Origin of the sequence: Nostoc sp. CHAB 5836, assembly GCF_020829445.1 — a bacterium.
Classification (GTDB): domain Bacteria; phylum Cyanobacteriota; class Cyanobacteriia; order Cyanobacteriales; family Nostocaceae; genus Nostoc.
In genome coordinates, this window is record NZ_JAIVFV010000045.1 from 22452 (window position 1) to 43859 (window position 21408).

General features: G+C 40.7%; 8 protein-coding genes. 1 reads left to right on the top strand and 7 read right to left on the bottom strand.

Annotated features, from left to right (window positions below; translation table 11 throughout):
- Positions 1-28 precede the first annotated feature (28 nt).
- From LC605_RS11660 to LC605_RS11680, 5 genes are all read right to left on the bottom strand, one after another.
- Positions 29-4198 (bottom strand): PfaB family protein, encoded by a 4170-nt coding sequence (locus LC605_RS11660; protein ID WP_229547701.1) that lies wholly within the window; start codon positions 4196-4198, stop codon positions 29-31.
- A 28-nt stretch (positions 4199-4226) separates the two neighbouring features.
- On the bottom strand, positions 4227-5993 hold the full coding sequence (locus LC605_RS11665; RefSeq protein ID WP_229547702.1) for an SDR family NAD(P)-dependent oxidoreductase: 1767 nt from the start codon (positions 5991-5993) through the stop codon (positions 4227-4229).
- A 294-nt stretch (positions 5994-6287) separates the two neighbouring features.
- A complete protein-coding gene (locus LC605_RS11670) occupies positions 6288-7097 on the bottom strand; it encodes a hypothetical protein (protein WP_229547703.1) in 810 nt (269 codons plus the stop codon).
- Positions 7027-11073 carry a type I polyketide synthase gene (locus LC605_RS11675; RefSeq protein ID WP_229547704.1) on the bottom strand — a complete coding sequence of 1349 codons (4047 nt, stop codon included), beginning with the start codon at positions 11071-11073 and terminating at the stop codon, positions 7027-7029. The genes LC605_RS11670 and LC605_RS11675 overlap by 71 nt, the downstream gene beginning before the upstream one ends.
- 1052 nt (positions 11074-12125) lie before the next feature.
- Complete coding sequence (locus LC605_RS11680) at positions 12126-14267, bottom strand: glycosyl hydrolase family 18 protein (protein WP_229547705.1); 2142 nt, start codon at positions 14265-14267, stop codon at positions 12126-12128.
- Between the two features lie 534 nt (positions 14268-14801).
- Between LC605_RS11680 and LC605_RS11685 the strand changes: the two genes are divergently transcribed.
- Positions 14802-17531 carry a CHASE2 domain-containing protein gene (locus LC605_RS11685; RefSeq protein ID WP_229547706.1) on the top strand — a complete coding sequence of 910 codons (2730 nt, stop codon included), beginning with the start codon at positions 14802-14804 and terminating at the stop codon, positions 17529-17531.
- Between the two features lie 62 nt (positions 17532-17593).
- Here the strand turns inward: LC605_RS11685 and LC605_RS11690 are convergent, their stop codons facing one another.
- Together LC605_RS11690 and LC605_RS11695 are read right to left on the bottom strand one after the other, a co-directional pair.
- Positions 17594-18355 (bottom strand): DUF928 domain-containing protein, encoded by a 762-nt coding sequence (locus tag LC605_RS11690; RefSeq protein ID WP_229547707.1) that lies wholly within the window; start codon positions 18353-18355, stop codon positions 17594-17596.
- A gap of 1086 nt (positions 18356-19441) precedes the next feature.
- Positions 19442-20215, bottom strand: a complete 774-nt coding sequence (locus tag LC605_RS11695; RefSeq protein ID WP_229547708.1) for a MinD/ParA family protein — start codon at positions 20213-20215, stop codon at positions 19442-19444.
- Positions 20216-21408 lie beyond the last annotated feature (1193 nt).

Sequence of the window (21408 nt, forward strand, 5' to 3'; positions counted from 1 at the left end):
AGCTTTAATTGCGCCGACTTACTTATCATCATGAATCTTGATATCTTTCAGTTAATTGCCAGCCCAAATTTTTGACGTAAGCAATTGTTTTACCACCAAAGAAAACATCGACATTGGCTATAATAAAAGGCTTTGGAGATGAGGCAATTTCAAGAACTTCAAGTCGATAGCTCAAGATGCCTGAAGTTGGAGTGACTTGTCCACGAAAACGTACTATTTGGGGACGCTGAGGCACGATTTGGAATCTGCCATCGACAGTACTAGTTTGCAGTCCCAAGAAGAGGAGATAAAATTGTAATAACTGAGAACTACCTTCAACCATGAGACTACCGGGCATAGTCGGGTCATTTTGAAAGTGACAGAGAAAATACCAATCATCTGGTTCTACAGATTTTTGAGCCGTAACTAAACCTAATCCTGCTGCTCCCCCTTTCGGATCAACAGATAGCACTTGATCAATCATTAACAGCTTTTGTGGGGGTAAGCGTAGGGATGGATTCAAGCCATTTTGCTCATAGCGATCGCCAAAGCAAGCAGCAATATTACCTTGGCTCAAATAAAGCAGGTCTTTCCATTCAAAAGTAGATTTTTCACAAAATAGCATAGCCGGAAAATTCTGCTTCTGAATTTGGCTTTTTAGTTTCTCGTCACGCGCCGAAACAATAATACCTTGTCCTTGCTCTAGTTCCTCATCTGAAAATAGTCCGGCGCAGCCCCCAGATACTTTCATAAACAGTTTGTCGTTAAGAAAACACTCACAAGTAAAAAATACGATCAAATTGTAATTAGTTCTGACAAAAGAATTGATTTTGACAGTGTAACGAACGGTTTTAATTTCTTCGGGTTGCTCGCAGATAAATGTAGCAGTTAAGTCTAGTAAGCGAAATGACCGTTGTCCTTGATTCTCGAAGTCAGTCCCAAGGTAGCCAAGTAAAAGTAAAAAACCCTGTGCTGACTCTTCATATATTCCTAGGGGAATATGGCCATCAACTGAATACCAAGCATCTTGAGGAAAATCATATTCGGTTTCGATGAAACCTGTATTATATTCACCTCGTTCACCTGCAATTTTTGTGACGCGACTGACAAAGAGATAAGGAGGATTTGGTAGCCGTACTCGTCTCAAATAGGGGTCGATAACTTCAAAATCCTTACCCAATACTTTTGAAACTTTACCTTTAGCAAATTCCAAAACATCCACTTCATCGTAAACAACGTTTTTCGGCTGACAGCTAAGATAATTTTTAGAGCTATCCCCATCGGAAAAATCGTGCTGTTTATCGACAGTTACCGCTATTTCCGACGAATTATTTGCTATGTAGGCATTGTTAGCAATCCTCATGGTGGCTTGTAGTTTTTCAGATCCAACTAAACTTAGTTCTTTGTGTTGCGGTTGTAAATTACTTGCTGAAAAGTTGACTATATTTAAATTTTCACTAGTTGTAGGAACAAGTGGATAACGCTCTAAGGTAATAGTCTTCAGTAAAGATTTATTTTTATTGCTGCTTTCTTGTACCGAAGAATATAGTGGTGATAAATCTACAGACACACGATGGCTGAGAAGTTGTGCCAAGGCTTTGACAATGGCAGTCAAATCATCACATCCTCTGCGATTGATGGATACAGTAGTGTGTTCTTTCTGTTTGAGGTTGTCAGCAATCCATCGGGAACAAGTATTACCAGGGCCTATTTCAATGAATATCTTAGCTCCATCTTCATAGACTCGGTTAATCAGTTGAGGAAAATCAACACACTGACAAAATCCTCGACTAATGTTGTGAGCTAGGGACTCTTGATCAAGGGGAATTAAGTTGTAATTAGCTGATGAATAGAAATTAATTCCGGATACATTTTGAACGGGTGAGGTATTAAGTTTAATCAGATCATCGTATTCAGAAAGCATCAGATCGCAATGAAGTACCATATCAGCAGGTGAACGGAAAGCTTCACAATTCAAAGCTGCAATCACTCTGAGACAGGCTTGGGGTTCTCCAGTAATGACAACTTCTGTCGGCGTGTTGATGTTTGTCAAATAGACCCGGTTTTCTTTTTCTAAGCAAGAACTCACTGCGGATACTGGAGCCATGAGAACATAGCTATGCCACACAGTTTCGCCCTCATTATTGGGATTATACGGTAAATCCCAATAATCCCGAACTGTATTTTTAGCGCCGACTAAGCGTGTTTTAAATAATTCAGATGAATGGACAAAGTTGCTAACATCTTCACCGCTAGTCCAAACATTCAGAGCGTACAGCATGGTGCTTTCGCCCATACTGTATCCAAATGCGGCTTGAGGTTCCACTTGAAAATAATCTCTTAATATGTGTGTTAACAATACCGAAAAACCTGTTCCAGTAACTTGCATTGCTAGAGGATCATTGAGCAACTTTGCTTCTAAGTCTTCTAATTGCCTTTTTGATAACTTATTTAAACTTCTTGGATAAAGTTCTTTGTCTCGAAAAAATAAGCTGGGATTAGAAACAAATTTGGAGGCACGGTCATGAATTTTAGGAAATAAGTGGAAAAGTTTTCGACCCATGCCAACAAAGGAATTCAAAGCACCTGGATAAACAAAGGCGATAGTACCTTGTTTACCTAGAGGTTTACCAGTGAAATAGCTACCTGACGGGCTTTTCCACTCTTTCCCTTGAGCAAAGGCATTAGAAATACCCTTACGCCCGCGCTGGATTTCCCGAAGTAATTCGTCTTGATTATGTCCAACAATTGCCAATGCATAGGTAGCCTGGGAATCACTTTGAAAAGCAGCAAAAGTTTGGCTAGCAGTGGTAGACAAAGAGGAGCTATTTTTAACCGATTGCTCTAATGCATCAAGTTTCTCAAGTAAAGCCGATTCGTCGTTAGCAGCAATTGGAAAAAGATAAAAAGGGCTTTGTTCCAAATATCTGTTGCTGCGGTCTTGCTGACTGGTGTCTTCTGACAATATTAAATGAGCGAACGTACAGTTATTAGCTAGGCTGTTAATAGCCGCTACTCTTTTCGTTAGTCCTGTACTCAAAAGCCAAGGTCTAGACTCAGTAGGGACGTAAAAAGGACTGTTCTGCCAAATTTCTGGCTTTTTCGGGCTAGACCACTGCGGTGTTGCCGGAATATAGCGGTTGTAAAGACACAGAGCAGTTTTAATTAAGCTGTCAATTCCAGATGCAATATGCGTATATCCGATATTGGTTTTGACACTGCCAATTGCACAGATAAATTCAGAGTTAGGAACTCGATAGGCTTCGATTAAACCCTGGATTTCAGCCTCATCTTGCTGTTCAACCCCACTAGCAAAAACTTCGACATAGCCGATGTCTCTGGGACTCACTCCTGCTTTCTCAAAAGCCTTTTGGCAGGTTTGTCTGACTGATTTCTCTGGGTTAGCAGAACTTTTATGTATAAAACTAACCGCGTCAATCACTGCATAGATGCGGTCTTGATCGTGGCGAGCTTGTTCATACCGCTTTAAAACCATCGCCCCGCCCCCTTCACCTACTATCGAGCCATTGGCATTACAATCATAACTGAGGGTGAGTTTACCAGTATTTGTGCTAGTGGTGCGATCGCAGTCCAGTCCAGCCAAATATACTGCACTTACAACAACAGCATCTACTGTCCCAACGGTGAGCAGCATTTTTGCTGTCTCTAGCGCTTCAAAAATGGAATTCTCCTCAACATTTACAGTAAAGATCGGGCCGCAAATATTCCATAAAGCAGATATTTTTTGAAAAACAGTATTTGTTTTTTCACTAGGATTATTTTCATGCTCTCTAACCTGAGCAGCTTGGTTAAATGCATCAATTTTCGGATCACATTCGCTATTCTGCTTTTCTCTAATGGCACTAACAATAGCCACTTTTTTTTGCTTTTGGTCTAAATTTGCATTCCTCAGAGCATTATCAATAACCTTCAGCATTAATAACTGCTCAGGGTCATATTTATCTAAGTCATTGGGTGGAATTTTGAAATGAAAGGCATCGATTTCAAAATCTTGAATGTAAGCTCCCAGCGATACTTGATCATTTTGAGAATCCTGTCCTTCCAATGTTGGTTGATTTTCCTGTGTGCCTTGATATCTTGTAGAAGGAATAGGAATGAAATGTTGAGTTGCTTCGTAAATACTACGCTCAAAGTTATCCAATCCATAGCTTGTACCAAAAAAAGCATCCATGCCTACAATTGCCAGTTTTCCTGTCATTTGTATTTCCTTATATAACTAAATGTTATTAAATAACAACTGTTGAGTTCTCTATTTCTAAGCAAGAATTGTTTAAGAAAAGAAGGTTAAGCCGCTCACTTGTGGTAACTTGCATTTGGGAAATCTGGATGTATATTTGCCCTTGAGCATCGTGTGCTGTGGCACTAGCATACACATTACTTTCACTTTTTGAGTAAACTTCTACAGAAACATAAAATTCTTGCTCAAATGGAATCGGTCTGAACTGTTTGAGATTTTGTACCTGCAAGGGTAAGCTGGCTAAATCATAAAAGTGTCTAACCCAAACTAATAGGCACTGAAATAAAATATCAGCTGTGTAGGGATTGAATGTTTGTAAGGTAAATTGTCCTTGTTTTTCTCTTTCAATTTTGTCTAACAAACATTGAGCAGTCAGTTTCTCCGGAGTAATATTCAGAATCCGTTTCAAACCCTGAAAAAGTGGTCTGTGAAATAATATTCCATTTTCATAAGGTAAAAGACTGAATACCTCTGGGTCTTGATTTTTACTAAATGCTTTATAAGTAATCACTGGAAGAATTTCTTGTACCAGCTTTATTTGAGTACTGTAATGATAATGAGGTATACCTTTGTTACTTTCGCTCCACAGCAACGCTTCAAAATTCATTTCTCCAGAATCAGATTTATTAATTTCCTTTAAATCCAAAAAATATTCTTTTGCAATAGTTGCATCGAAAATAATTCCCTTAAGAACTTTGTAACTGTTACAATTAAAAAATTTGTAAGCTGGATAAAGTTGCTCACAAGTATTGGCAATCCATGCTATGCTGCACATCGCTGGCAATACTGGATTACCGCCAATTACGTGGTCGTAGACAAATGGGTTGGCTGCTAATGTTAATTGACGGCGAATACGAAATGACTGTAATTCAGAATTTAGCTGTTTTTTTCGGGCTACAATTGGGCTGCTGATTACCAAAGTTTGTGCAGTTCCATGATTAGAAGACTTCAGTTCATTAACTAACATCTGGCTCCCAACTTCCATCGGGATTAGTTCCATATTTAACTGCTCGAAGAACTTCTTTAATTGTGGTGTAACCATACCGCCATCCCAAGGGCCCCAACCGATAGAAACTACGCGACAAAAAGGATATTTACGTTGGAGTAAATAGGCTGTTTTATTGAGTATTTCGTTGGCTAGTGCATAATCCGATTGACCTGGATTACCATAAAAAGCCACAAAGGAGGAAAAGAGGACGATAAAATTTAATTCATTGGGTTCTACAGAGTTAATTAAGCTTTCTAAACCTTCAACTTTAGCAGTATAAACAGTTTCAAAATCCTGCTCTGTTTTGTTTTCAATTAGCTTATCTGCTAAGTTACCAGCCCCATGAATAATTCCTGTAATTTGCCCTAGTCGCTGAACAATTGGTGCTAACCCTGCCTGTAAAGCAGAACAATTGGTAATATCTACACTGAGGTATTCTGCTTGTCCTCCAGCTTGCTGAATCGTGGAGAGTGTTGTGGTAATTTCTCGCTGGGCTGATAAATAATTAAATGCTTTTTGGACTTTTACAGGTGTAGGTTTATCGCCTTGGGCAATTAAATCCTGCATAATCCGCTTTTTTATTTCAGCTTCATGATAACAGTCTTTAGCCCATTGTGGTTCAGTTTTAGCAAGTTGAGAACGACCAAGCAAGATAAATTTACACTGATATTGCTTTGCTAATTTGATAGTGCATTGTGCTGTAACCCCTTTTCCTCCACCGCTAACAAGAATAACGGATGATGAATCAATTTTGGTGTTTTTGTTCATTTTACTTATTTTTAGTGCGCCAACACAGGGATTAAAATGAGTTTAAAAAAGTCGGTTTTTGTGGTTTAACCTTTGTTATGTGTTATGTATAACCTTCAAGAAACCCAGCTTTTAATCAAAACCGATCTAAGTACAATATTTCATAAATTCGTAGCGAATTCTCTGCGAACCTACCCTGCGGGAAGGCGAAGCGCCTATGCGCTTCCCTTTGCGCTCCTACCCTGCGGGAAGGCGAGGCGCCTATGCGTTTAAATTTCAACCCTCAATTCGCCACGATTTTATGCTGCATCTGTACTAAGGAATAGATGCTGTTTCGGATGCTAGAGTTACTCTTCGCTGGGAGTTATATGCAACTTCCAAAATTAGGGAATTAGGATCGTGCAGTTCAGCCATGATCAAGTTTGCTGAAGCTTCTGCATTTAATTTGGGACTCAGGTCGATTGCTCGGCAAAACACTCCTTCCCACTCCAGATTGAGAGTTTTTGTAAGACCGAACAGACCACCACTAGTGGCGCTGAAGTCAATTGTTGCCCCTAGTCCAAACTCACCATCAAGACGAGCAACAGTTATGAAACAACTACGTCCTGTTTGTGCTACTTGATTGAGCGATCGCTTTAAGTGCTTTGCTAAAAGAAATACACTCTTGAGGATGGACTTTTGAGATTTGGAATCACATAGCTGATGTTCAGGATCTAGATGGATGAAAGCTCCAATCAAACCATAAGTCTCTAAGATGATTGCCAGTTGCTGTTGCAGGTGTTGCTCACTAAAATCCGCAAGTACGATGCGATTCACTCCTTGCGGTAGAGGTGGGCGCTCCATCACAATAGATTTAGGAAAGCTAAGAACAACTACTCGCCAACCTCCCTCACTCAATAGTTTAGCTAATCTATTGGTGGTGAGGGAACCGTCATCTGTGAGCAGACAAGTATGAAACTCTGGTAGGGGAAATTGCCAGAAATCAGGTATAGGTAGAGGTATGAGTTTGACCAAACAGCGCCGAATATGGTGATTTATTTGAAGTTCCTGGTTATCAGACCAAGCTGAGGCATTTTTTTTTAGCCTCTGCGATCTTTGTCCCCAAGTAGGCACTAATCTTGCCAATTGTTCGCTGTTCTCCTAATTCCTCTGGACTCAACTTGGGCAAATTAGGGAATAAATCCTGCATTGCACCGATAATTTCGGCCCTTTTAATTGAGTCAATTCCCAAATCTGCTTCTAAGTGCATTTCCGTCTCTAACATCTCTGTTGGATAACCTGTTTTATCACTGATCACACTCAACAAAGACTCGGTTATAGAAGCATTATAGTTAGGCTCTGCTTCTATAGATGAATTTTCTTGTCTAGTGGGTAATGCAGTAGTTAGATGATTGACTGAATTAGTTGGTGTTTGGGTAACTGGTGTGGTAGATACCAAAGTATTGACAGGAGTTTCTAGTATAGGTGTCTGAGCAACAGAAGTAATTTCTGGCTGGACAACTGGCGTAGTAAATGCCAAAGTATTTGCCGGAATCTGTTGTTGAGTTTCTAATGTTGGTGCTTGAGTAACAACAGAGGTAGCCTGTAGTTCAGCAGTTAATGTCTTTTCAGCAGTTGAACTCATGCACTGATGGTTGGTATTAGTACTTCCTAATAGCACACGATATTGTTCCTGCATCAGTTGGAAAAAGCATTGAGAGGATTGTGCTTGACTCTTGAGATATTGATCATGCACCCGCAGAATTTCTGACTGATGGTTATAAAACTGGAGCAAAATCTTTTCTAAATAAGTACCTACAACAGGAAAGGTATTATGAGCGGATTGGGAAATAGGTTGCATCATCTCTTTGGACTCAATGTAAGGAATAATAAAGGACAAATCTGAAGTATTAGCAGTGTCTATTAAACTATGTGCAGATGGCACAGACATAAATTCGGTTGGAGTCACATCTGTATTAACAGTTATAGGTTCTAGGAAAGAAACATCTGCGTTGGCAATTGGTTCTGGTAGCGTAACATTGATGGGAACATTTGGAGGTTCTAGAAAATTTACATTTGTGTTGCCAGTTGTGGCTGTCGGTGAAACTAATTTAGTAGCTGTTTCCGGTTGATTGACTATCTCTGGCTGTATCTTGTGACCATCTTGCAAAGCTTTTTCAAAAGCAGCTTTTGTTTTCTCACTGACATAGTTACAACCCTTAAGAGTTATATTCAGCCGATTATTTTTTGCAACTTCAGAAGATAGAGGCTCAAACTGATAAGGATCAAGATTTTGTAAAAATAAACCAGCTACACGTAGTTGTATAACTGCCTGCCGCATTTGGAGATCGCTATCTTTTTCCCGACTGGGATTTAGGGCGATCGCTAGATGAGGGCGATCGCCAAGGGTAGCTTTCACAAAATTGGTAAGGATTTGTCTGGGGCCAATTTCCACGAAGCAATAACCACCAGCAGCATAGAGATTCTCTATTTCTTGTTCAAACAGTACTGACTGAAGAAGATGCCCTTGAAGGGTTTTTTGAATGCTCTCAGGCTCGGTTGAGTAAGCTTTGCCACTGGTATTGGAATAGACGGGAATTTTTGGGCTGTGGAAGGCGATGGCCTGAATGGCTTCGGCAAAGGGTTGGCAAGCATGACTGACGAAACGGGTGTGAAATGCGGCTGATACGGGTAGTGGAGTCACAGAATAACCGCGTTTGCTCAGAATTTGTTGGATAGTAGTAATTTCTGGCTTTGCCCCTGATAGCACAACCTGATTTGGAGAATTGAAGTTGGCAACATTAAGATGAGATAAACCCTTGATTATTTCTGGAATTTGCCGAATCTCTCCATTTACAGCCAGCATACTTCCAGCATCACAATCAGGATCATTTTTTGGGGTACTCATTGCTTGACCTCTAGCTTTAACTAGGTAGAAGTAATCTGGATCACTCAAAACCCCAGCAGCCCAGAGAGCCGTTAATTCTCCAAAGCTATGCCCCATGACAAAATCTGCTTTGAATCCGGCCTGTTGGAGGATTTTATATAAACCCACACTAAAAGCGCCGATCGCAGGTTGAGCATTTTCAGTCCGTTGCAAAGCTTCAATCTGGCTAGCTTTTTGATTACTGTCAAATGTCGGGTGAGGGAAAACAACTTGAGAAACTGGTTGTAAACCATTTTGAACAAAGAGGTCATCCAGAGATTTGTAGGCTTGGCGCAGAGCAGGGAAGTTAATGGCTAATTTACTACCCATATTTAAATATTGAGACCCTTGTCCTGGAAACATAGCCACCACTTTACCTTCCAGAGACATACCTACCTTGCGGTAGTAGACCCCACGAGGATGTTCCCAAGTTTCTGCTTGCGGTTGTTTTTGGAGCTGCTTAATCGCAATCTGTAGTAATTCACTAGCTTCTAGTTGGGATAAAGCTACAAACCCCACTCTTGCTGTCGCCAAAGGGATATCTGAAAACTTACAGAGGTTAATTAGTTCTTGATAGTATTGATTGTCAGTGGCGGATTCTAACTGTGACTTTGCATCCTCACATTTAGCCAACAACTGCTCTGGAGTATCAGCCCAAAGTAGAACTGACTGGGGAGCGTTGTGCAAACGATGAGCAAAGTTTTGTTCGCTGTTATATTCTTCTAGGACTACATGATAATTGGTGCCACCAAAACCAAATGAACTCACTCCGGCTCGTCTGGGTGTGTCTGCATCTAGTTGGAACCAGGGTCTAACCTCTGTATTTAGGTAAAATGGAGAGTTTTCGATTCCAAACTTAGGATTCGGATTAGTAATGTTAATAGTGGGCGGTAGTACTTTATGATAGAGAGCCAGCGCCGCTTTAATCAGACTCGCAGAACCCGCAGCAGCTTTAGTATGTCCAATCTGAGATTTGACACTCCCTAGTGCAATATGCTCTTTTTGAAGGTTGTTCTCACTGAAAATTTTATTTAAGGCTGTAAACTCGCATAAGTCACCAACTGGGGTTCCCGTACCATGCGCTTCGATCAGGCCAATACTCGTGGGAGAAAAACCTGCATCTTCATATGCACGTTGTAATGTCCTGGTTTGCCCTTCTGGACGAGGGGCGTAGATGCTTTTATATTTCCCATCACTACCAGTACCCATACCTTTGATGACTGCATAAATGCGATCGCCGTCTCGCTCTGCATCTTCAAGGCGTTTCAGCACCAACATCCCAATACCTTCACCAACCATCATCCCATCCGACTCGGCATCGAAAGGATTCAAATAATCTTTTTTAGATGAGGCTGGTGTTTTGCTAAAACACATATAGTTGAAAATAGAGTTATCAGTCTCTACCCCACCGGTGATCATCATGTCACATCGACGCTCAGTTAACTCGCTGATGGACATCTTCAGGGCGGTTAGGGAACTGGCACAGGCTGCATCTACTATGCAGTTCATTCCTCCTAAATCTAGACGGTTGGCAATCCGTCCAGAAACTACATTGGCGAGCCAACCTGGAAAGGAATTTTCTTCCCAACCTACATAAGCCAGCTTCATTTTCTCGATGACTTTCTGGGTATCTTGATCGGACATTCCACTGCTTTTGAGAACTTTTTCCCAAACAGGATATTGCAATCGAGTAGTCAAAGGGACGATTAATTGCATACATCCCCCAATCACACCCAAGACTACGCCGGTGCGTTGGCGAAGCTGATCGTGGATATCGCTACTAAAGTTTTTCGACTCCCCGTAACCGGCATCTTCCATCGCAGCTTTCGCCACAACTAATGATAATAACTGGGCAATATCAGTTACTTCCAAAATATTTGGAGGCAGCCCAAACTCCAGAGGATTAAAATCCATGTCTGGGATGAATCCACCCCGCTTACAGTAGGTTTTATCAGGAGATGTGGGATCTGGGTCGTAGTAGTCGTCTATATTCCAGCGAGAAGTAGGAATATCAGTAATACAATCGACTTTGCCAATAATGTTATCCCAATATTCCTGCAAGTTTTTAGCTTTGGGAAATAAAGCAGACATACCTATAATGGCAATTGGAACTCGTTGCAGTTGACTATGCAATTGCTCTTGACTTTGAGCGTCCATATAAGTTATTTTTTTTCCCAAAGAATTATTTTGATCCACTTTGAAAAACTCCACTCGGCTTTCAGATTTAATTCAATAGCAACCATCAAGCTGAAACTTAGCAAACTTATGACAATAGACTGTGCTTGTGGTTTACATAAAAATCGGGATTTCATCGTTAGTTAAGTAGTACTTTGCCAAGCTAATTTTGAAGGTTTGTAGTAAGCGCAAAACGTGCTTAACAAATAAGGACTAAAGTCCTAACTAGGAACTTGCTTACTCATCAATTTAAAGTTGACAAATTAGTAGATCTCCATGATAAAACCCATGTATCGCAGCAACGCTCTAAGAATGAGATCAGGAATTTATGATTTGATTAATATTCAGAGGTTGACTCATGTTTTATGCAAATTTCAGCATTAAATCTTCTAGTTCAACAATACCTTTGCCAAAATTAGAGGGTTAGAGCTAGACAGAAAAAGCTAAATTATATATGCGGCAAGTGTTTCAGGCTTTGGAATTGAGGTTTAAACATTCTAGATGGATCCTCTCCTTGTTGAGTAATATCATGTCCGGGAGTGTAACCATAATAAAATAATCTTAGAGCCTTTGCGCCTTAGCGTCTTTGCGTGAGTTTTATTATGGGTGTGTAAGCGGACATGATATAACATCTCGAACATAGTGGACTTTATTAACATACCTGACTTTTCACGTTATGTGGAAAAGTCTACCAAAAACCTAACCCCCTTCCCGATGCGGGAAGGGGGCAATACACTTCGGTTAAGCATTTCCTCCTTCTCTTTCTCTCTTCTCTCTGTGTTCTCTGCGCCTCTGTGGTTCGTAAAAAAAAAAGAGTTTCAGCCCTTTTGTGAACCGTATTGGGTTAGGGGGGATCTTCGAGTTTGAAACCCTACCCCTAGTGGGTGGCTTATTTCCCTGTTAACAAGTTCCGCGGGTTTAAGTCCCCCGGTTCTGTAACCGATAAGTTTTGTATCGGGGTTTAAATCCCCATTACAAAACAAAATTTACGAATTACGAATTACGAATTATTTTAAGAGTTCCCTTTCATTTATTGAAAGTCCCTAACCCGCAACTTGGGTTCATAAGAAATTCTACAACAAATTAGCAGCAGCAACATTAACTAATGAATCAGAATGAGTAATTGGCAAGTCGCCCAATAGTTGCCAGAAAAATACTCCACCTAGACCTTGTTCTTCAACATAATTAACTTTTCCGAGGACTGATTGTTTATCTTCGTAGGTACTAAACTCTTGTTTTTCAGAATTATAAATATAGGGAACTTTGGCACTATCATCCCAGTAATATTTATATCCATTTGTCCCAACTTGATCATGGAGATCTCTATACAAAAGTGGATCATTAACTGGGGTAGCACTCTGAAACAATCCATCATTGTTAGAACCAGGTTTCACTCCCGTCCAAGTGGGACTATAAAGAGGAACTCCTAAGACAATATCCTTAGCTTCAACACCAGCACTCAAATACTTTTTAACTGACCAGTCAGCGTTGAGTTTGTCGCTGTTATATGATTGATCGCTGCTACTTTTATACAAAGGAGCTTGATGATTGGTTGTGTTTTCCCAACTACCGTGGTAGTCATAGGTCATTACGTTGATAAAGTCAACATATTCAGAAGTCGTTTTCAAAACAGTTGAGTTTAAATCGTAAGGAGCATCAGCGTAATCTGATGGAGACAATTGATAGGGAGAAGCAGAAAGGGCGGTAGTCAAGAGATATTTTTTTCCATCTGTAGTAGATGCGTTATTGAGTTGTTGACGTAGCTCACCGAGCAATTGAGTGTAATTACTATTCTCCTCTTTCTTAGGAAATTCCCAATTAATATCGATGCCATCGAAACCATTACTTTTCATAAAATTGATGGCAGACTGGGCGAAGAATATCCTAGATTGTGCTGTAGAAGCTGCTGAGGAAAAATCATTTTCTCCTGCACCACCGATAGAAACAAGGATTTTGAGCTTGGGATTTTGAGCTTGGAGAGATTTTAGTACATTGATGTCACCATCCTGACCATCTTCACTCAGTTTAACGTTACCTTGTGTATCGACATCTGCAAAGGCATAGAACAAATGTGTCAGCTTATTAACCGGAATAGTTGCAGGATTAGTGGTACTACTAATACCCCAGGAAGGTAAGTAACCAGCTACAATATACTGATTATTCATTGGAGGTGATGTTGTCTGATTATTAGCTAAAGCTACATAAGTTCCATCTTGAGCAAAACCAATAATATCAGCTTTGCCATCACCATTCACATCACCAAGCTGGCGTGGCTTTTGGTCAAAACTATTCCATCCTCCTTTATTAACAGTAAAATCATCATTTTTCGCTACAGATGTCGAGCCAAAAGTTCCATTGCTTTGACCAAGAGCGACAGAAACATTATCATATCCAAAGCCAACAATGTCTGCACGACCATCACCATTCACATCAGCGAGTTGACGCGGATACTTGTCAAAACTATTCCATCCTCCTTTATTAACAGTAAAATCATCATTTTTCGCTACAGATGTCGAGCCAAAAGTTCCATTGCTTTGACCAAGAGCGACAGAGACATTATCATATCCAAAGCCAACAATGTCTGCACGACCATCACCATTCACATCAGCGAGTTGACGCGGATACTTGTCAAAGCTAGTCCATCCTCCTTTATTAACAGTAAAATCATCATTTTTCGCTACAGATGTCGAGCCAAAAGTTCCATTGCTTTGACCAAGAGAGACAGAGACATTATCATATCCAAAGCCAACAATATCTGCACGACCATCACCATTGACATCGGCCAGTTGACGCGGATATTTGTCAAAGCTAGTCCATCGTCCTTTATTAACAGTAAAATTATCATTTATGCCTGTAAAAGCTTGACCAAAAGTTCCATTGCTTTGACCTAAAGATACATAAACAGCATTAGTTGCAAAACCGACAATATCTGCGCGACCATCACCATTGACATCAGCGAGTTGACGGGGATATTTGTTAAAGCTAGTCCATCCTCCTTTCTTGGCAGTAAAATTATCCTTTCTGGCTATAAAAGCATGACTAAAAGTTCCATTATTTTTACCCAAAGATACATAAACAGCATCACAGCCAAAACCAACAATATCAGTTCGTCCATCACCGTTGACATCAGCAACTTGGCGGGGAAATTTACCAAAATTAGTCCATTTTTGCAAAAGGCTAAACTTGTTGAGAGCTAACTTTTTTGTTCCGTACATGGTGATAACAATGCTCGATTAAAAAACTTATGATCATTGCACTACGTGAGATGCACCAATAGATGCGTACTTATTCTCTTCTGAAAAACGATTTTCAGGAGACATGGAGTCATGTAATACAATGTTAGTATTTATACAAAAAGCAAATAAAAGAAATTTTTTTAAGCTTGGAAAAGACATTTTATACTCCTTTGGTAGTAGTTAATGGTACGCGTAAGTTCTCTTCAACCCATACCAGTATCTTTATGCTATGTTGTGAATCATACAAGAGGATAAAGTCAGATGTTTATTAATTAATTAGGAATACTCAAAAATAAAAAATAGGTAAAAGTCAGGTAAAGTCAGTTAATGAATGAAAATACTATAATTCTTGTCTAGGAGTGTTAGAGAATATAGCGGTTATCGGTAAGCGTGAAATACAATTTTGACCTCACTTCCATTCCTCTATTCTTTAAGGAGAGAGGCATAAATTATTGATATGACTGTATATAAAATTAAAACCAAATATGTTGGAAAATGTAAAGGACAGCCTTGATGACAGGAGCGAAGTCAAACTTTGAATATCAAATAGGAGGAAGTCTTGAGAGTAGCGCTCCTAGCTATGTGAAACGATATGCTGATACAGAATTTTATGAGCGCTTAAAGTTGGGTCAGTTTTGTTATGTGCTGAACTCGCGGCAGATGGGTAAGTCCAGCTTGCGAGTGCAGATGATGCAAAGGCTACAAGCAGAAGGAATAATCTGTGCGTTTATTGACTTGACAGGAATGGGAACACAGGATGTAACTCCAGAAAAGTGGTATGCAGGGATTGTCCAATCTTTGGTGAGTAGTTGTCAACTGCACTCCAAAATTCAATGGCGGAGTTGGTGGCGTGAGCGGCGAGATTTGCTTTCACCAGTGCAGTGTTTGAGCAAGTTTATTGAAGAAGTACTGTTAGTAGAAGTCAAAGAAAATATAGTTATTTTCATTGATGAAATTGATCGCGTTTTGAGTCAGAATTTCTCATTAGATGATTTTTTTGCTTTAATTAGATTCTTCTTTGAGCAACGCGAAGTTAATTATGAATATAGGCGTTTGACTTTTGCACTATTGGGGGTTGCAAATCCTAACGAACTGATTCAAGATAAGACCCAGACACCATTCAATATTGGCAAGGCGATTGAATTGCAAGGATTTCAGCCTGATGAAGTACAACCATTAATGGATGGTTTGAACCAGAGAGTGAGTAACCCCGAAGAAGTTCTCATGCACATATTAGAATGGACAGGTGGGCAACCGTTTCTGACGCAAAAGCTGTGTCAATTTATAGTTTTGGAGTCAAATGCTCAAAGATTTTCATCGGTTGAGCAAGTAGTAAGGTCGCATATTGTTGAGAATTGGAAATCTCAAGATGAACCTGAGCATTTGAGGACGATTGGCGATCGCATCTTGTACAGAAATGAAAAACGTACAGGTAGATTATTAGAGTTATACCAGCAAATTTTACGTCTTGGAGAAATTTCTGCTGATGGTACTCCTGAACAAATCGAATTACGACTTTCAGGGTTAGTAGTTGAGGAACAAGGCAAGCTGAAGGTATATAATCGCATTTACGAAGCTGTATTCAACCACAGTTGGGTTGAGCGTAAATTAGCAGAGTTGCGACCCTATGCAGAAGCGATCGCAGCCTGGTCAGCATCAGGTTGCCAAGATGAATCTTATCTATTGCGAGGACAAGTTTTACAGGATACCTTAGCTTGGGCATTAGGTAAAAGTCTTGGCGATTTAGATTATCAATTTTTAGCCGCTAGTCAGGAATTAGCCAAACGCCAAGCCCAAATGTCACTGCAAGTACTAGCACAAGCTAATAAACTTTTGGCACAAGCTAGACAAAAAGCCAAGCCAGAAGTTTCGCAACGGCGAATTGGCTTATTTTGGATCCCACGGATTGCGATATGTGTGACTGCACCTATTTTGCTGCTGCGCTTTGGTGGACTCTTAGAGGGTGGCGAGTGGAATCTGCTTGACCAGTTTTTTGGCTGGCGGCTGTGGCTAGAGTCACCAGAGAAGCGGATAGCGATTGTTACTATTGATGAAGAAGATATAAAAAAGGTAGGAAAGTGGCCTATTCCTGATCAAATTTTAGCTAAGGCAATTGCCAATATTAAAGCCCAAAAACCTAGAGCTATTGGTTTAGATATTTATCGAGATTTGCCTGTAGAACCTGGGCATCAGGACTTAGTTAACATCTTCCAATCAACTCCTAGCTTATATGGAATTGAAAAAGTTGTAAATCCCATTATTGCGCCTCCTCCCAGTCTCAACCCGGAAAGAGTCGGCTTTGCCGATCAGGTGGTGGATGCAGATGGCAAGGTGCGTCGTGCATTATTATTAATCCTGTCGCAAAATGAAACACGCTACAGTTTGGCAATGAAACTGGCGCAGCACTATTTAGAGTCCGAAGGAATAACCATAGAATTGGTTGACAGCGATCGCCAACATCAAAGGTTGCGTTGGGGGAAAGCAGTGTTTGAAAGGTTTGCGGGCAATGATGGAGGCTATGTCCGTGCAGATTCTGGAGGTTATCAGATTTTGCTGAACTTTAGAGGGAATCAGGAAAATTTTGCTACTTTCTCTTTCAGGGATATCTTGGAAAAGCGCATTCCCCCTGATAGTTTACGCGATCGCCTAGTTTTGATTGGCACTACTGCTGCCAGCATTAAAGATGTATTTTATACGCCCTATAACCGTGGTCTATTTAATTCTTCGCAGCCGATGACTGGGGTCACTATTCATGCCAATATAATCAGTCAAATAATTAGTGCTGTTGTTGATGGCAGACCTTTGCTTCGGGTTTGGCAAAAACCCATAGAATGGCTGTGGATTTTAGTTTGGGCGGGATTAGGAGCATTAGTAAGCCGACAGTTGAGGTATTCAATGGCGATCGCTGCCAGTATAATCCTTACTGGTGCTGGGCTTTTGGGGATTGGCTTTTTAGCCTTTTGCTTGGGCTGGTGGTTACCGATCATTCCCTCACTGCTAGTGCTTTTGGGGTCAGCAGTCGCCTTCGAGTTGGTTACTCACAAGCAACTCGAAAGACTTCAATTCCATCATACTTTGGCACTGCTTTTAGAAATGTGCCAAGACCATCCCCTTGCTGGAGCAATTGCTATTGAATACCTTAAGCAGTCAGAAAGCCAGGATAATCAGGCTTTTATTGATCAGCAGTTACGAGAAAAACAGTTAGCCACTAGACATAGGAGTGAAAAAAATGTAGAGACGTAGCAGTGCTACGTCTCTACAAGGATTCTGGGTGACGCACATTTAATTTCTGGGGATGTCTACTTCTACAATCGAAGCGGTTGAGTAGCGATCGCTTCTAGCCCTACAGATTTAAGAAAGTCAGTCCAGATATTTGCTATGAGTTGATTATTAGGTTGAGCATTTCTGATTTGAGCTAAGATAGTGACGGCATTGTACCAAATCCCTTGTTCACTGTAAATATCTGCCTGTTCTAAAGTTGTCCTTTGTTGACTCTGGAGTTGGGGTAAAGGCACACGGCGTACCCACGAGGTGATTACTGGATCGTTAGGGCTAGGTTTTTCCCCACAGATCAACACTAAAGCCCACTGATAATTTTTGCCTACTTCCAGAGGGAGTGAGCTATCTGCTGACTTGATGCTAATAATACCAGGTTCACCTTTAATGGGAATGAAGGTTTGGGAATAAAGCTGATTGTTTTCTGTGATCAAGCTTAAGACTAGTTGCTTGGCAGATGTTTGCGGCAGATAGACTAAAAATGTTGGATGTTCTGCTGTAGTCAACCCATAGTTGCTGTCAGGGGGGACAAGGGACATCATCGGGGTCTGGTTAGATGAAGTGGCCGTTGATGTTGCATCTTGAGGACATTGCCAATTACTACGAGACCCTGCTGATGATGTAGATTTTGGCTTACCCTCATTTGATGGTGGTTTGAATATTATCCGTTGGAGTTTTGAGAGGTTAGTCGGCGTTGGAATATTTGCAGTTGATTGAGCAATTGTTGGTTGCATCCCCATCACAAACAACCCGATCGTCATTAGACCAATCAACTGCTGATTATTTAACATGGGTTATCTTTTGGTAAGTCTATCTTTAATTAAGTGATACTCATTACTAATGCTCAATTCCGAAAAAATAGTATACTAATTGCTGGCTAGAACCCAATACGGTTGGGTTAAGCATTTTTTCTCTTCTCTCTGTTTCCTCTGCGCCTCTGCGGTTCGTTAAAAAAGTTGACTTTGACAAAGAGTTTTAGCCTTAACCCAAGCGTATTGGGCTACAACCCAGGGCTACAACCAATTACCTACTAAAACAAATGGTGCCCAGTAGTAAGGATAACGATAATTTGGCGATCGCAACAGGAGCAACTGAGCTTAACGAAGTGCCTCAGCTTTAGTGACTCCAGGTTGATTCAATTGTGAGCGCCCGATTAGCCGCGTTTTTCGCCGCTAGCAACGAATGAAACAAATACATTTTTTTGTTTGGCTCAAAGCCTTGCTATATAAGGGTTATGAAACGTGTTAGTTATGAGCATATCTGGAGTTATTGTAGCTCGTTCGCTTGCGATCGCTTCTAATAATTCTTGCGTCAATATTATCAAATCTGGTAGCCGTCGGCTGCCTCTAACTTCCCCCTCATAATGATTGTCATTACTATAACCGTGAATATTTAATTCCTCAAAGTCATGTCTGATATCAAGTCCGGCTAATTAGTTTTAATTCCCGAATCTATGCAGAAAGCCCAAAAGCCCAGCTCCTGTGCTCCTCTGCACTTCTGTTGCCTTAATTGCCGTAAGGGTTTAGAGTTTCGCACTCCTAACTAGTAGTCTGTCATTAAATAATTCGTAATTCGTAATTCGTAATTCGTAATTAAAGACATTTTCCGACGGGGATTTAAACCCCGACTGAAACTGACCGGAGGCGGAGTGGCTCCGACTCCGCGCTACGTGTAATGGTTGGGGTCTTAAACCCTTTTATTTACGATAAATAATTGATGGATAAATTTCCTGTAGAGACGGCGATTTATCGCGTCTCTTTAACCGTCAAAATTAATGGGACAGACCACTAGTGGTCTGTCCCATTAATTAAACGCATTTATCCTCTTTATTAAAGGCTTGAGAAATTAACAGATGCATAACACTTGTGCTTTGTGCTTTAGCTGAGAATTTGCCCCGCAACCTTATTGATCTCTTGAGTCCAAGGATGGTTTGGGTATCGCAGGCAAAAAATATCGCTACTAGCGAGTTCAACCATCTCTTCGCACAGGGGGAAGACACCAGCAACTGGTACGTTGTAGGCTTTTTGTATTTTTTGCCGTAGAGCTTCAAAATCAAATTTCGTTAGGACTTTATTAACCACTAACAGCATATTAGGAACCTCAAGTTCACGAGCGATGTCAATAGCCACAGCCGTACCCTGGTAATCTTGAGTATCTGGACGCAGGATTAGCACCAGTATCTCAGACATAGCAATTGAGAGGAGAGTCTCTTCATTGATGCCGGGATGAGTGTCAATGAATAGGTAGTCCAGCTTCAAGCTATGGATCAGATCCTGGAAGCCATCATTGAGTAGCTCAACGTCATACCCTTCATTTAAGATTTGGGCGATTTCAGTCGCCTTAATGCTGGAAGGAACTAGGTAAAGAGCGCTGTTGGGTGCAGCTGCTTGACCTTGTTCTACCTGTAGAATTTGGCTGACATCGTAAGCAGCCTCCTTGATCGCGCAGTTACCCCACAAGTAGTCATTCAGGGCGTAGTCTATCTTTTCCTCATCCAAGCCAAAAAGGGCATGCACCCCTGGTGACTGAATGTCAGTATCAACAATACCCACTCGATTGCCTGCTAGGGCAATCGTTGTAGCTAAGTTGCTAGTTGTATTTGATTTGCCAGTTCCACCCCGAAACGAGTGAACAGATACAATTTTAGCCATAGGTCTCCGTGTTTGATCGTCACCAATCTTTAGTTCGGTTAATGCAACGTTTTCGTCACCAAATTGAAACAGTTATTAGTCAACTTGTTGATAGATTTCATATAGAGAAGATTCCTGCTAGTAGTCTGTCCCATTAATTCTAAAGGGTTATAAAAGTTCGTAGTAAGGACTTTAGTCCTTGATTTGACGAAGAAAGCGCTCACTACGAACCCTTCATAACTTATGGGACAGACCACTAGTACTCTGTCAATAAATAATTGATGGATAAATTTCCTGTAGAGACGGCGATTTATCGCGTCTCTTTAACCGTTAAAATGAATTTGACAGACCACTAGAGATATGTGGCATCTTACCAGTCGTCTCAATCGCAAGATTTTAGCTCATATTGTTTCTGGCTTACAGCAGAAATCATGTATTTGAACCACATCTGTCGTAGGGGCACAGCAGTGCTGTGCCCCCACCGCGTGGTCTATTTACCTGAAAATAGCTGTAATCGCCATAATCGTGAGCCTATAAAAGTTTGACAAACTTGTTACAGAATATTAAGTCCCACATCGTGTTATTTATGTAATTTAGGTTCCTATTAATTTCTGAATAGTGCAATAGGGAAAAATCAGGTATTTGTAGACTGAAGTAGCCTAGTAAGTATGAAAATATTGGCTAAAATCAGGTTAATAGGGGCCGATATTGAGAGGCTATGTTGTTGCGAAAGTATTAACCCAAATTGCTAGTACAGCTTGGCGTAAGGGACTTACAAAAAATACAGGACTTACGCAACTGGCACAATGCAATCGCCATTTCATAGTAGAGAAGTACTATTTTACCCACATTCTGAAAGCTTTGTATTCGCAATATAAATCGCATTAGTGAAGCACTATTGCAACCTACCTTCCGCACCCAGAACTGTCACACCCCAATGAACAGTAAACCACAAAATGCGTGGAAATAAACTTGCTCTGTTTTCTTGGTTCGTGCAAGAGGTCTAATCAAACAGCCCTACTTTCTAAGCTGTTTGACTTTCTGTTTCAATTGCTGGAAAGAATCGGTTTTGGTAATCTCAGATACCTGCTGCCATGGAGCTATTTTCAGCGTTGAGACGTTGGTTGATCTCGATCTCAATTCTGAGTTGTTCAACCTGCTGTTTTAATTTTTCCTCACGAGCCTTTATTTGTTCAGTCATTCGTTGGAATACG